A 15,355-nucleotide genomic window follows, 5' to 3' on the forward strand; every position below is an offset into this window, starting at 1 on the left:
CGTCTAAATAGTTTTCCTGCTTTTGGACGCTGGGGATGCCAGCCGTTGGTTCGTTAGCTACTGTTAATGGTTGAATCGGTGAGGGAATTTCGTCTAAATAGTTTTCCTGCTTTTGGACGCTGGGGATGCCAGCCGTTGGTTCGTTAGCTACTGTTAATGGTTGAATCAGTGAGGGAATTGCGTCTAAATAGTTTTTCTGTTTTTGGACGTTGGGAATCGAAATGGTTTGTTCATTCGCTTGTAAATTGGCTTGAGAAGTCTGACCTAACTCCTCACTACTAAACTCTTGCAAACGTTGATTTTTGCTTGAGTCAACGGCTTCTCTTTCCTCGGCAATTCGCCTGGTTTGAATCGCAGGAGTTTGTCGTTGGTTTTCAACTGCACCCTGTGGAATTTCTCCGATACTTTCCCCCACATCCTCGATACCTCGGCGGTTTACTCCCGTGGGAGTATCCTCTCTCATCTCCTCATTTAATGAAGATTTTTGGAGCGTGTCTCCTACTGTTGATAAGTCAGGGCTTTCTGTTGGTTTTTCAGGCTCTCCAACAGCAGTTTTTTCGCGCCTTTTGTCTCTGGGAAATTCAGACTTTTGTAGGAAGAAATGAGATAGGGAATTTGTGTTTTTAGCGGTGGGGCTGTTTTTTCGCGTTCTCGGTTCTAGGCGATAAGGAGGGGGAGTTTCTATTTGGGTTTGTACCACCGTTGATGGTGGCGGTGCAGGTGTTTCTGCTGGGGTTTCGGCAATAGTTGAAGGGGGTACGAGAGTTTCGGCTGGCTCTTTGTTAATAACTGAAGGGGAAACAGGTGCTTCTGCTGGTTCTTTGTTAATAACTAAAGGGGGAACAAGGGCTTCTGCTGGTGGCTCGGTGGCTTCCCTTTCCGTTAATACGTTTTGAGTGAGTGGCTGAAATTCACTGGTAGAGAAATCCTGCCAATTTTCCTCACCTTCTGAGGTTTGTAATAGGTTTTTATTGGGAGCCGTTAATGACCAATTAATCAGGTTAATTGAGCGTGACCCAAGAGGATCTAAAAATTTAGCATACAAAAAATTATTTCCTAAAGGATTAGGAGCGAGCAGGGGGTGTTTAATTCCCAAGGCTTCCTCTTTAGGAGCTACCTCTACCCTATTTTCATCCTTTTGTTGATTTTTCAGAGGCTCAGACATCGCTCAAACACCTGTTTAATGACTGGGGAAAAAACCCAATAAATCTCTTCCTAAACCGACTGTTGCACCGCCACTGCCTTGAGCGGTTTTTACTTGTAAACCTTCATAAGCTAAAGTTACTTCTTCAATGGCAACTGAGTTGCCGTCCGCTTGAAAGCCTGGGGCTTTCCAACTAATCGGAATTGCTCCTATTAGTGTCCAACACATCATGGTTTCTCCGGCTTGGTTAAACAGGAGAATATTGACATTGCGGCGGCTGCTAGGTTGACCTGTTAGAGCAAAGGTAATCCATCCCCAAAATGCTAAATCGTCGGTCATACCCCGTTTTAGGGTGACATCGGTAAATTCAGCATGACCTAAAACTATTCTTTGCTGGTCATTGACTCCCCCTTCTAAGTAGGTTTCTTTTTTTATATTGACTCCTAAACCTGAACATTCGGTAAAAGATGCTCTCACTTCGCTTTCTATTTCAATATAAAAGCGATTTACTGTAATGTAACTTTTTCTATGAGAATCCTCAGATTTTTTAATTTTTATTTGTTCATTAATTATATTTGATAATCTCTCTTTGTTGTTAACATATTTAGTGAGATTATCACGAGTCAACTCCTTCTGTTCTTCTCTTAGCTTATTTTCCAGACTAGATATTTTATTTTGCTGCTCCTTTTTCTTTCGCTCAATTTCGTCTTTTTTCTGGTTATAGTCCGTACTTTTACTATCAAGCTGCCCACTTTCCAGCTCAAGTTTATTTAAATCGAGCCTTGATTTCTCAAGTTCTTTTTGAGTAGTGAGTTCTTGAGTCGGTTGTGGGGTCTGATTTTGGTTAAGCTGAGCCATAGATATAAGGTTTTATTGCTAAAAAAATGTGGTAAATGTGAAAAAGTATATTGGGGATTGATGGAGAAAGGTTTGGTCAGAATATGATAAAGATGAGCTGTCACTAATCCTCAATAACTTCTACTACGTTCTTTTTGCAAGCGCAAATCGTCTAAGAGAAGCTGGTAAACCCGATCGCCCAACATTCGCATTTTCAAAGGGTCGCTCATAATTTCTTCAGCAAGTTTGCAGAGGTCGTTAAAATTTGCTTGAGAGTCGCTGTCAGACCGATCGCTCTGAATCTTGGCTGAGGCTGCATAGCCAGCAGGAACAGTTAAATCGCCGATCGGTTTCCAACAAGGCGTTTCGCCTTGATTAAATTTCATGCTCAAGAGTCTCCAGAAAGTACCTCGCCATTAGATCCACTATAGAGAACCACCTCTAAGGAACGGTATTAACCAAAGGTCGAATGTTTGCTATTGTCCAGTAGCATTTACCTGTTGGTGGGAAGTGGGACAATACCAGTTTTGGTGAGCAACTGCTGGCTTTCTTGCGTTTTCAAGATTTCGGCAAAGCGATCGCCGATCGCAGCCCGGCGGTTGTCGCGCCTAAAAATCACGGCGAGGGGATAGGCAAGGGGATAGCGATCGCTCTGAAATACTTGGTAATTGGGGCGGTAGCCTCCTTTTTGGTTGCACAAATCGGTTGCGGGGTCAATGGGGCGACCCCCGTCTTGAACCAGGGGCTGAACGAAGTTGTTAGTGCTATCGCCCACCGCTAGCGGATAAACGGAACACTGCCCGAATACTTGGCTGATCGCCCCAAACCCGATCGCGCCAATTTGGTCATTCTCAAAGTCTCGCAGGGCATTCCGCAATGCCGATATGGTAGGCACTTGCAAAACTTCTGGGACATTCTTGCGGGAAACCAGAGAGTTAGCCTGAGACTGCACCAGATTTCTAAATTGTGCAATCAGTTCCTCATCTCGGAGGACCCGCTGCTCAAAAATGCCGACAGCCTCGGCACTGGGGGGAATGTACAGCCGCACGGGCAAGTCGGGCCCTCCTAACTGCTGCCAGTTGGCAATTTTTCCGGTGTATAGCTGTTGGATCTGTTTAAAGCTAATTCGCCCGTTGAGATGTTTTGGTAGGGAACGATCGCGCTGTTCGTAGCTGAAAGGGACATAAAAGACCAAACCGTCATAGGCAAAGGTTTTCGCCTTGAGATCGGTACTCAGATTGGTCGTGAGGCTGCTGATTGCAAAGTCCACTTGTTCTAAACGGACTTGGGCGATCGCGTCTTTCCCCGTGGGCTGCGGCCGATAATTTAATTGGAGTTGGGGCCGCCTCTCTAGCAGTTCCGCTTCTAAAGTTTTATCTTTTTGAATCAAGTTAGGCTGCCGCAGGATATAGTTCCAAATGCCTTTCTGTTCGGCAGCGTAAGTAAATTTCCCGTTGGGAACGGCGGGCACGTCGCTGATACAGCAAGTGGGGATAGTGCTGCTGGCAACCGTCACTTGCCGCCGGGAGAACCACCACGCTAGGAGTCCACCCAACAAGCCGAGGGCGAGAAAAAGCAGCAACCACCGCCACCAGTACCTCTGCTGCTTATTTTCTGGCACAGGGGCGATCGCAGTTTCCACTCCGGCGTCTGGCAATTCTGCTTCTGGGGGCAAATTTAACAAGGCGCGGCGGGCCTCTGCTGCACTGGCGAAGGGTACGTCTAATTCCAGCAGGCGAAACAAAAATAGTTGGAGGGCAATATCAACGTTGCCCCAGTTTTGATTGTATCTGGGGTCAAGGGGGCGGCCGTCATGAGCTGTGTTTCCTGCTAGCAGGTAAAAGCTGACATAACCTAACGCCTTTAAGTCTTGGGCCGGTGTGGAAATCAGGGTTGCTTTTGGCGGCGGTTCAAACAAATGTTCCCACAAATTCAGGTCGCACAAGTAAACGAGAAATTGTGGATCGTGGAAATATAGCTGTTCCTGGGGGGAGATCAGCAAACTCTGGAGGCTGAGGTGGCCGTGAGCAATGCCTGCTTGAATTTGACCGTTTGGCAAGCGGAATTTTTGGCCGTGCAAATATTCTAAGCTTTGCAAGACTTGGTTGAGTAAATGCCGCACTTGCCTGGGTGACATTGCCCCTTTGCGGGCGATGTAGGTACTCAGGGTAGAATAGCTGTCAATATTGCCTTTTGTAATCAGGTAGCAGCGTTCGCTGTCATCGCGATCGGCGATCGCTTCTATAGGGTCAGCAATTCTGCCATTCTGCAAGCGGCCGTCTGCTAAAGATAACCCCCCCAAACTCTCAAAATTAAGTTGTGTTTGAATCGCTTCTTTTTCATTAAAATAGCGTTTCGGTAGCAAGTATTCTTTGATAATAACAGGTCGGTCTTCTATTAATTGTACGCCAGCATAGAGCCGCCCGATTCCTCGGCTGTTTAAAAGGCGCTCAATGCGGTAGCGTCCCCGCTTTCCTTGAATTTCTCCCAAGTTCGGCAACAAAGCCGGGAAGCCGCATTTTCGGCAAGCTTTTGCTTTAGGATTTTCTGTAACTGTTTGCTGGGCTTCTTGGCAGTTTAGGGGGTTATTGAAAGGACAGCGATATTTTTCATAAATAGTCAACTTTTCGGCTGTAACTTCTTCCCTACTCTCCCCTGCAACGGTCATGGGAAATTCTTCTGGGGCTGTTTCTTCCTCTGGATCAGGTCTGAATAAATCCTTGATATCTTCCTGAATAAAAGGAACGAACCAACGCAGGGGAGGTGGCACTATATTATAAATGCCGTACCGCAGATAATAAGTCGCATAGCTCAGCCTACTGCCAAGCGTCCACTTCCCCTGCCTTTTAATTTCTTCGAGGGTGCGGCGGGGTACTTTGGGTTGAAATTTAGGAAGTGTCACTGTTGATTTTACTCCTGTTCTGTCTGGTTTTCGAGCTGATGTTCAACGAGGGCGATCGCCTCCGAAGGGGATAATTGAGCGTTGATAATGGCGATAATTCCTGGCAAATATTTATCCATTGTTAAGACATTTGCATAAACTAAATTATTGACGAGTCCTGTGGTTAACTTCTCATTTTCCACATCGATACTGCTTTTGTAGCGAATCTCTCCATCTATAAAGTCTAACTCAAAATTACCAACTATTAAACCATAATTTCCCTTCATTAAATATTCTGCCATTGCTAGGATTTTTTCGGGGGATACTGCTAAAGGACAGACCGAATAAAACACGAATTGTTGAGCTTCTTCAAAAGCGCACGCATAACAAGTCCAGCGTCCATTTTCCCCCTCAAATCCCATTTGCAGAACAGACTCTCCCTCAAGTTCTACAAAGTTCCAATCGTCCTCATCAAAAAATTCTCTCATCACTTCAGAAATAGGCTGAGGTTGGGAGGAATTGTTAAAGTCAAGTTTTTCTAATAATCCTATAAATTGAATCAGATTTTCGGAAGACTCTTCGCTGCTAGAATTTAGGGTGTCCAACTGGGATGTCAAACTCTCAGTTTTTTCTTGAATAAAACTAGACAAGGATTCAAGAATTTTATTTCCTGTAGATAGGGCTTCATTGATTTCGCTCAGATTTAGGTGATCCCAAAACGTTCGATATCCTACTTTTTCTGTTTCTTGCTGTTGTTTTACTGATAAACAATACCAATTTTCTGTATAATTAAAAGCTTGAGTAACATCATCAGAAAAGTCTAAATTTATCAAGAAATCAATAATATTTTCTGTTTTTTTTCCTTCCTGATTCAGTTTGACTAACCAATCCGGTCGCAATTCAATTTCTAAAATGATAGGAATTTCTGGTAAAAACTCAACTGTCTTTATGGAAAATGTTAATTCTGATTTCAAGTTAAACAGTGAGTTTTTTAATAGGGATTGGTAAAGTTGCTCGTGGGTTGCAAATTTCAAACGGCATCGGAGAATTTCTCCATCTTTCTCAGTCAGTGTTAGAGCGATTCCCTGAACACGAACAGGGTTGCCATCAGCAGAATAGAAAGTTAATTCTTGATTAATTGGGTAAGAGTTCATAGTTTTTCCCTGTCAGCAATTCATGATTATTTTTTACGATCGGCCCTGACGGAAATTTCTACAGTCGCAGGGTCAGTTCGCTTGACTTTGGTATTAACATCTAGAGGCTGTTTAGCCTCAGTGCTAGCCTTGTTAGGTGATGGTTTTTGAGAAGTTTTTGCTTCTTCTTTAAGTTCTTCAGTTGCTTTCTTCTCTTTTTCCTCTTTGACAACTGGCTCTTTAGTTGTTTTTGGTGTTGTTTCCTGCTTCTCAGGCTGACCTGCTTTCACTTTCGGGTCTTTACCGTTTGTGGTAGCAGAAGGCATCTGTGGTTTTTCAGATGCTTTTGTTAGGCTAGGTTCTTTAGTTTTAGCGTCTGATTTGGGCTGAGAATTTTTGCTGAACAGGGAACCCCACAAGCTGCCTCCTTCAGATTTACCTTTTTCAGCTTTTGGTTCTGTTTGAGGAGTTAAACGCTCTAGGTTTTTTGCCAAACTTGCTGTATCCTCTTGTGGAGGCTTTTGTGGTCTGCCTTTAATTTGAATATCGTAGGTAAAGCTATCGCCAATAGTAGCTGATCCCACAATTTTAAGCAACTCTAAATCAAAGTCTACAGCAACTCTATCCAGTTTTTTCTGTACGATGTCAGGGTTAGGGTATTGATTAACAATTTGCTGGATTAACTTCACAATATCATAAACTAAATCGTCCGGTAAAGCTTGATTATCTTCTACTCCAGCTTGTTTTTTCTTCTGTTGTTCCTGTTGTTTTGGTTGCTCGATTTTTACTTTCATTGTTAGCTTGTTTCCTTGAATATTCGAGCTAACATTTACATTGGAATTTGAGGTGAAGTAATCCAATGCCATTGATGCGCCAACCGCCACAGCACCTATAGCCAGTGCTTTTCTCTCAGCCTTTTTCACCTCTGCGTTGCCATTAGAATTGCCCTCAGCTTCGCGTTGTACAAAAGATGGGGCTTCTTCACTAACTCGCTGTACTGTACGGGATAGTAAAGGGTTGCTGGGAGCAACTTGGGGAGACTCGCCAGACTGTTGAACAACGTGGGTGAGTTCGTGAGCGAGGAGTCTCTGACCCGTTTGGCTTTCGGGCGCGTAAGCCCCCTGACGGAAGAACACATCCGAGCCCGTTGTAAAGGCGCGAGCTTCCAGAGAACGGCTGAGGCGATCGCCTTCTGTATCGGCATGGATGCGAACGCTGCTGAAATCAAAACCGAAGGCATTTTCCATTGGGGCGCGAACATTTGGCGCAAGTTGTTGCCCTTTACCTTGCGATCGCTGAATGGCTTCTTCCACGCCGGTACCATCAACCGTCGAAGTCGCTCCCGGTATCGCTTCCCGTTGAGCCTGGGTTGATTCCTCTTTGGGAGCGATCGCTTGAATTTGATATTTTGTTTTTTCTTTATTTTCCGGAGCAATGGTCAGAGATTGGAGTTGATAGCGCTGTTTTAACTCGGGCAAACCTTTCTCTACATTTTTGTATTTTACCTTACTTTTGACTAATTTCTTCAGTTTTTTCGCCAAATCTTTCAGAACTTTCTTGGAAGTTAGTACCTTGGCTTTTAGGGTGAAATTCGCCTTTTTTTTATCCCCCTTCAGTTTGCTTTTAACAATCAGTTGGTTTTTCGGATTTTTCCAAGGGTTCTCTTTTTTAAATTGTAAAATTTTAGTGCCTGGTTCAATTTGTCGCTGCACTTTCGTTGGTTTAGTCTTGGCGGGGGCTTTCAGTTGTTTGGTCTTGCCCACGATTTCGTATTTACTGGAGGAACCAAAAACACCTCCTTTCTTGACCTTTAGCTCATCGATTTTGTGTTGAGAAGCAATCGCAGGCAATTGTTTCTCAACTTCTTTGGGATCGCGAACTTTTTTCACCAGTTCCTGAGTTTTATTCTGAGCCGTAGCTAGGCGCTTTTTAGCATTATCCTTTGACTTTTTATCTTTTATTCCTAACTCTTGTTTAATTTTACCCTTGATTTTGTTATATCCTTTCTTGACCGCTTTTTTGGCTTTATTATATCCTTTCTTGACCGCTTTTTTGGCTTTATTATATCCTTTTTTAACCGCTTTTCCTATGGCTTTAAAAAATGCCTTTCCTTTGTCAAAAATAGTTGTAACAACCTTGGTAACAGGTTCTTTTAGCTTGGTAAAAATCTTTTGAATTTTAGCAGGAATACCTCCAATTCCCAAAACCGATGCTAAGAACCCTAACAAAGTCGGAATAGCATTCGCCAAAGCCGTCTCGATCATATTTGCCATCTCGCCCGGATTGCCGTCAATGATTGATTTTAGAGTATTTAAAATCGAGTCTACCAGCGCTTTAATCTGCTCTTTTTTTTCTATAAAAAACTGCACCACATCAACGATAGCTTTAGCAATTTTAGCCAAACCCGAGGCGGGATTGAGCATCCCAATCAGCCACACTACCCCTTGTTTGACGACCTCTACAATCAGCATTTCTGAGAGGTCTTTCATAAAAATTTCTTTTAAAGTCCCTATTGAAGACTTCATAAAATTCCAAATCCCGGATAAACCGTCTTTAATTAAGCTTGAAAAGAAATCAAACAGTAATTTCGCCCCTTTCCCCAAACCGCCCACCAATTCAAATACATCTCCACCCAAAGAACTGAGCATATTTCCCGCAAAACCGATTAGGGTTTCAACGCTAACCCCCAAAGATTTAAAGATATTTTGGGCGGTTTCAGGTAAGGACTCAATCGCCTCAGCCCCTTGTTCAATTAACATCATAACCACATCAATCCCCACTTGGGAAATGACTTTAACTAAATCCCACAATACCTTGAGGCTATCGGTTCCATTTTGAATTACAAAATCAATAATAAATTTAATCAGTCCAACAATATTTGAACCCAAAAACTGTTCGGCTATCCCAAAAATATTGTCTGTTGTTAAACCCAAAATTTGCAAAAGGAGGTCTAAAAATCCCTTCAAATTAAACTCTTTTGGTAATTTTAGATCGCTACCAATATTGCCAAACAGCCAAGTTACTAAACCATTTAAGAGGTGTTTGCCAGCATTGTTAACAAATTGTTTCAGACCATCGCCAATCCCTTTAAATAGATTTTTCATAAATCCAATCGGATCGTTAATAATGGCATCAATAACTTTACCTGCTATCCCCCCAATCAAAGGTTCTAGAAGCCATTTTATGGGAGTTAAAACCGCTTTAATGATAGCCTTAGCCACATCGGCGATCGCATCCAGAACTTTATCAACTAAACCCTTATTTTCTTCCTTGAGTTTCTCAATTCGCTTATCTAATTCCTTGAGATTTTCCTGATATTTTTGAGCCAAAGAATCAACCAGAGTCGCCTGTTTCTCGTGAATGTTTTGCTCTAAACCATCAAATTTTGACTGAATATCAGCCGCAGACTCCGCCCCTACTTGTTTGAGATCTTCCGGCAAAGATGTTACATAATCATTGACTTGTTGTCGGCCTTTATCTACCAATTGTTTCGCTTCGTTGAGTCCAGTTTCAACAATTTCAGCAAGTTTTGAGACGCTTTTCTTCATCTCATCAAGATAAATATTTTTCCCTTCTTCATAAAAACTATTAACTTCATTGGGCAATCCTTTAAACAGATCTCTAACCCAACGCCACTTACCTTTCAATCCACTATAACGTTCCCTTTTATAAGCCGCCATTCTTCCGGCTACATAGCCTTCAAACTTCCGCTTTGCTATGTCCGAACCCCTTTTAAATTCTTTATCGACATCGGCATCTAACTTTTTCAGTCTCCCATCTACCGAGTCTTTAGTTTGCTTATAAATCTTCTCAATATCTGCGGTAACTTTCTCCCGCTTTTTCTCATCTTCTGTTTTAGTTTGTTCCTGATTTGTCGCCACTTCCGTCATGCTGGCGGTGCGATCGTTAAACATTTCTTGATTGCTTTGATCCGCCATTCCCACCGCTTCACCCCGGGCCGTTGTTACTTGTGTTTCTTCTTGTTGGCGGTATTCTTTCGGCCCTTCTGTAGACTGTTTTTTCGTGTCTTTTAAAGCGTTAATGGCTTGAGATCCCCCCATTTCTCCCCAGGTTTCCAGGCGATTTGTATTGAGAGGAACTTCTTTATGCGGTTGCTCAACTTGTTGAGCTTCTAGGGCAACTTTTCGTTGAATTAATAAATGCGATCGCTGAATACTTTCTGCGAGTAACCGTTCGTTTTCTATCGTTTCCGCAGGAGAAATATCTTGATTATTATTAGCATTATTATTGGCGGGTTCAGTTTGGGATTGAATCTCCGGTTGGGAATGGCGATCGCCCCGTGCGGGTTCAACTTCCTCCGTTGTTTCCACCGCCGGCATAGCCATCACTTTTTCAGCCATTTGATCGGCTTCCTGTTCGTACTTATCGCCAGGAGAACCGACAACTAACTTGGCTTGAACTTCCCCAAACGTTTCATCTAAATTTTCTGCCGTTTGTTTTAAAGGTGCCTCAATTTCTTTGTCCGATTTTTCTTTGGGAACAGCCTTATCTGCTTCAATAATTGGCTGCTGCTTGCCAATATCCTCTTTAATATCGGGAATAGGTTCAACAGGTTTGGGTTGTTTGGCACTGGGGTCTGGCGGAGTTTTATTCGCTTGGGGCAGTCCCCCCGCAGCTTCTTGCTTATTTTGTTCGACTTTTTTAGTTAACTCTCCTTGAACTTCACCTAATTTATTATTTTTAGAAAAATTATTGGCTTGCTCCAGATTTTTCGGAACAGCCAAACCCAATTTATCGAGAATTGCTTTCTCAAAAGTAGCGCGATCAAACGGTTTAGTTTTCTGTTGACTGGTTTCTTCCACTTTAGTCGCTTCAGCATCCCGCTTTTGCTTGTTGGGATCTTCTGCAGCTTGTTGCGCTTCATTCGCTTTCACCTGCGAAGGCTGGTGCTGGTTGTACTGTTTTGCCGTATTTTCCGACTGTTTCACAACAGCTTGAAAAGCCGGATCTTCTTGGGGAGAATTCGGCGCCGTTTCTCCCTTATCTTGGGGGATAGTAACAGGTTCAACGGTTGCCTCTTGACCGCCTGCTACAGTGCCTTCTTTAGCGCCTTCTGTAGCGCCTTCTGCACCTCCTTGATTTTCAGTTCTATCCTCAGCTTTATCCTCAGCTTTTTCATCCCCCTTCGCCTTGCTTGGGGGGGATGCTGGGTTTTGGTTATCGGTTTTTTCCTCTTTTTTATCCTGAACTTTCTCTTTATCTTTGTCCTGATTTTTATCTTTATCTGAAGCTTCAGGCGCTTTGTTATTTTCACTTGCTGACTGAATTTTCAGCCCAACTTTTAACCTTGAAATTTGATCGACCTGGGATAAACTCGGTTCGGTGAAATATGAATCTTCTTTCCCTTGAATTTTATTCGGTTTCTCCAAACGTTTGAGGGTTTTTTTCTTAATTTTCGGTCCCGTTTGTTGGATCGTGTGGGTGAGTTCATGGGCGAGGAGTTTTTTCCCTTCGTCGGTGTTGGGAGAATATTTACCAGAATTAAAATAGACATCCTGCCCATGAGTAAATGCTTGAGCGCCGAGGTCTTTACTTAATTGGACGGAATCGGAACCTGTATGAATTTTTACCCCGCCGAAGTCATTTCCGAAGCGATCTTCCATGAAAGTTCGTGTTTCATCAGGTAGCGGTTGACCGCTTCCTTTACTACTTTTTAGACGAGTTTCGATGCTATCACTAGCCGTAAATCCACCATTTCCTTTTCGAGAAATCAAGTTAGACTGCTTAATTTTTAGCTGTATCTCTGGGGAGATTTGGTTGGAAATAGCTTTGAGGTGAACAACTCCTTCTATTTCTTTTCGCTGAATGGTTTCTGCTAAAGCTTTTGTTTGAATTTCTGGCTGGGTTGGGGTGAGTTCTTCTTGTTTCTGAACAGGAATTTTCATCGAGACGACTTGATCTGCCATACGATCGGCTTCTTGTTCGTATTTATCTCCAGGAGATCCAACAACAAGCTTGGTTTGCACTGTTGCAGGAATCAACTCGGCTTCTGTTTTTTGGGAGTTTTCTGCTATGGGTTTAAGGTGAACAGTGCCGTCTTCGTCGGTTTGGCGTTGAAGGGTTTCTGCTATGGGTTTAAGGTGAACAGTGCCGTCTTCATCGGTTTGGCGTTGAAGGGTTTCTGCTATAGGTTTAAGGTGAACTGTGCCGTCTTCGTCGGTTTGTGGTTGAACGGTTTCTGCTACAGGTTGAGCTTGAATTTCGGGCTTTTCTTGTACCAATTCCTCTTGCCTTTGTACGGAGGAGGTGCTCGACATGACTTTATCCGCCATTGCGTCGGCTTCCTGCTCGTATTTATCCCCTGGTGCGCCGACAACTAACTTGGTTTGCACGGTTGCAGGCACATAATCAGCGACAGAAATTCGACTAAAGTTGTAGCTAGAATTAGGAGTGCGATCGCCTTCGCCCCCTTCTTCTGGAGGCGGTGAAGCTGCTGCTAGTGCTTGCGAGTCAGTGCTAGAGGACTCTTGCTCTTGAATTGTTGTTTCGTCTGTAAAGGCTCGCACGCTCCCCAATGCCGTTGGAGTTGCAACGGTTGGAATCGGTGTTGCTGATTTTTGGATCTGGGGAGTTGCCTTCACGCTCATCGCTTAACCTCTCTAATCCCGTGTTCAAGTCTTTCGCGCAGAAGAGGACATTAGATAATTAGTAGCACGATCGCGATCAACCCCAGAATTAGACTTTAGTCTAATTTTTGTTAAAGTCTTTGATTCAACTCAATCTATATTAATCTAGCCTAGTGAATTCTTATTCATTAGACTGCTCAGGTGAACTAAACATCTGCTGCATATAATTTATATATTCTCGATCTGCCAATGTCTTTAATTGCATCAAGCGAGCTTTGACTAGAGCGATTTTGTCCTCTGGGCTAATATCCGTAGCTGCCCCAAAAGCTAAAAATATTCTATCTATTGTTGGATTTTTTTCTGCATCAGTTAACTTACCAACATACCCCTTTTCTAGTTGATCCTCAACACGCTTTTTCCCTTGCTTAACACCTTCCCAGTCAGTTGCTGCTCTTCTTTGTTCTTCTACAAAAGGTAATTCTCCTCCTGGTGTTTTTAAAGATCTATAGAAATGTCTAAGCATACTGTAGGCTCTATGGACATATTTACCAGGTTCAGGAATATCTCGATAAAAATTAACGCTCTCAACTTTACTCAAAGCATGGAAAGCAAACCCTACTTGTTCATTAAAGGATTGATAATACTCTTGGGGTTTGAGTTCTAATTTTTTCAGTGCTTTTTTGCCTGTGCCATCCTTAAAATCTTCCTCTTTGTTTTTATAAGTCCGACTTAACATCTGTTTATTGGTGACGATACTAACAACCGCGCCTTCTGTATAATAGGACGCATTTGCAAACATAGTCGCCTGAGTTTTAATTTTCTTGAGTTCAACAGCAGCTTTTTCAATATCTTCTGTTTTTCCGTTTGAAGCCTTCAATAACTCATATTTAACTCTAGCAGTTTCTACCTGCGCTAACATATTTTCATAGGCAAGGTTCTCAGCCGACATCGTTTTCAATTCCTCATATTCTTTATCTTTGATATTATTTAGAGATTCAAGCTTATACCCTTTTTCACCAGATTCGGCTTTCTGTTTAATTTGTGTTCCTGCTGCCTCAATGGTTTTTTTCCTAAATTCATAGCGCTCTTCTACTTTAATTAAAATAGCTTTCATTTCAGGATCTAAGCTGGCTTTCTTAACATATTCATCCCACACTGATTTGTCGTGTTCCATATTTACACGCATCATGGTTAAGGAAGCAATAGTCTGATCCTCCATTTCTTCCTTTTGTAAATTTTTATCTGTTATACTACTATTACGCCATTTATCTTCGGCATAAAACTTATCTTCTTCTTTTTCACCCTTCCCAACAGATTCCCGATTAAGTTTGCCCGTGTCTTTTAAGCCTGTTTTTCCAAATAAAACCTCTCCTGGAACAAAATCTTTTCCATAAAAGTTAACATCATAAACCTGTCCTGATTCATTTCCATGACCATATTCTTCTCTAAACTTTTCATTTAACCAAGAAACTGCAAACTCTGAGCCATCCCCACTCATATTCACATCAATATCGGAAGAGGGTTTGGTGCTACCCGGAGCGTTAGCGATTAAAGGTTTGGCTTCTGCCTGAAAATTCGCCTTATTTATCACAGGTTCTCCACGTTTATCATCGGGCATTTTATCGATATTTCCAAATTGCTGCTCCCAAATTTCTCCTCGTTTTTTCTTTTCGTATTCAAGCGCGCGGCCTTTAACCTCTCCGAGCAACTTGTTAACAATCTCTTGCCTATCGTCTAAAAGTGCTTTCATTCCATGAGGTACTTTTTTGCTTGTTTGCTGAGGAGACTCTTCATGGTGTAAATAACCCTCTTTGAACTGCTTTTTGACTTTAAACCAATTATTTTCAGCATATTTATACACATAATCTCTTGGCTGGTCAACAGCAAGTTGATTTAAACTTTCATTTTCTGATAAATGAGGATTTTCTCTTTCTTGATTAGCCGTAGGTGCAGGTTCAATAACTTTTTCACTAGGTTGATTAGCATCAGATTCGGGTGGTTTGGTACTTTTTTGATTGGCGACAGGTTCATTGGCGACAGGTTTGTTGGCGGCTTCCCGAGAAAGGGGAGCGAGATCAAAACCTTGTTTTATTCTGATGTCACGAATCCGCTTCGCGTGTTTGATTTGCTCGGGGGTGAGTTTGCGTTGAATGATGGGAATACTGCTTTGCTGAACTACATAAGTTGGTTCATGGGCAAGTAATTCCTTGCGCTGGAGACTCGAACTCGCACCCGTTACCTGTACCTGCTCGCCTTGTGCAGCTTTGGCTCCTAAAATATCAGCTTCTGACTCTAACCCCGGATCGGCATTAATGGGAGATCCTTTCCCCTGGGGAACTGTTACCCGCCCTGCTTTTTGTTGAACAACGTGCGTTAGTTCGTGACCTAATAATTCTTGTCCTGACTGAGTATCCGGCTGGTATTTTCCCGGTTGAAAGTGGATATTTTCCCCTTGGGTATAAGCGATCGCATTAATGGCTTTCGCTTGTGGCCCTTCGTGGATGCGAACGCCCGAAAAGTCCGCCCCAAAAGCCCCCTCCATTTTCTGCTGCACAGGTTCCGGCATCGGCTTTCCACTCCCACTCGGAGCCAGGTTAATCTTGGCTTGTATTGGCTTAACCTTTTGGCTTGATTCTCCTTTAGCTTGAGCCGGGTCTTCTTCTTCCCCTTCAGTACGCTGAACGGGTTCTAACTTCGCTTGAGCCGGGTCTTCTTCTTCCCCTTCAGTACGCTGAACGGGTTCTAACTTCGCTTGAGCCGGGTCTTCTTCTTC

Annotated in this window: 7 protein-coding genes; all 7 read right to left on the reverse strand. The window is 42.9% G+C overall.

From position 1 onward, the window contains the following. On the reverse strand, positions 1–1,165 hold a 1,165-nt coding region (locus QUB16_RS02270; protein WP_333313724.1), incomplete at its 3' end, for a hypothetical protein. 15 nt (positions 1,166–1,180) lie between these two features. After that, positions 1,181–2,002, reverse strand: coding sequence for a phage tail protein (locus tag QUB16_RS02275; RefSeq protein ID WP_333313726.1), 822 nt, complete (start codon positions 2,000–2,002; stop codon positions 1,181–1,183). Between the two features lie 110 nt (positions 2,003–2,112). Beyond that, positions 2,113–2,367, reverse strand: coding sequence for a hypothetical protein (locus tag QUB16_RS02280; protein WP_333313728.1), 255 nt, complete (start codon positions 2,365–2,367; stop codon positions 2,113–2,115). A gap of 107 nt (positions 2,368–2,474) precedes the next feature. After that, the gene (locus tag QUB16_RS02285) at positions 2,475–4,883 is read right to left on the reverse strand and encodes a substrate-binding domain-containing protein (protein ID WP_333313730.1); all 2,409 of its coding nucleotides are present in this window, start codon (positions 4,881–4,883) and stop codon (positions 2,475–2,477) included. Positions 4,884–4,891: 8 nt separating this feature from the next. After that, positions 4,892–6,016: a YbjN domain-containing protein gene (locus tag QUB16_RS02290; RefSeq protein WP_333313731.1), complete on the reverse strand. Its 1,125-nt coding sequence runs from the start codon at positions 6,014–6,016 to the stop codon at positions 4,892–4,894. Between the two features lie 26 nt (positions 6,017–6,042). After that, positions 6,043–12,603: an eCIS core domain-containing protein gene (locus QUB16_RS02295; protein WP_333313732.1), complete on the reverse strand. Its 6,561-nt coding sequence runs from the start codon at positions 12,601–12,603 to the stop codon at positions 6,043–6,045. Positions 12,604–12,763: 160 nt separating this feature from the next. Further along, a partial coding sequence (locus tag QUB16_RS02300) for a DUF4157 domain-containing protein (RefSeq protein WP_333313734.1) occupies positions 12,764–15,355 on the reverse strand: 2,592 nt, incomplete at its 5' end.

It is taken from the genome of Microcoleus sp. D3_18a_C4 (genome assembly GCF_036702415.1).
Taxonomy (GTDB): Bacteria; Cyanobacteriota; Cyanobacteriia; order Cyanobacteriales; family Microcoleaceae; genus Microcoleus.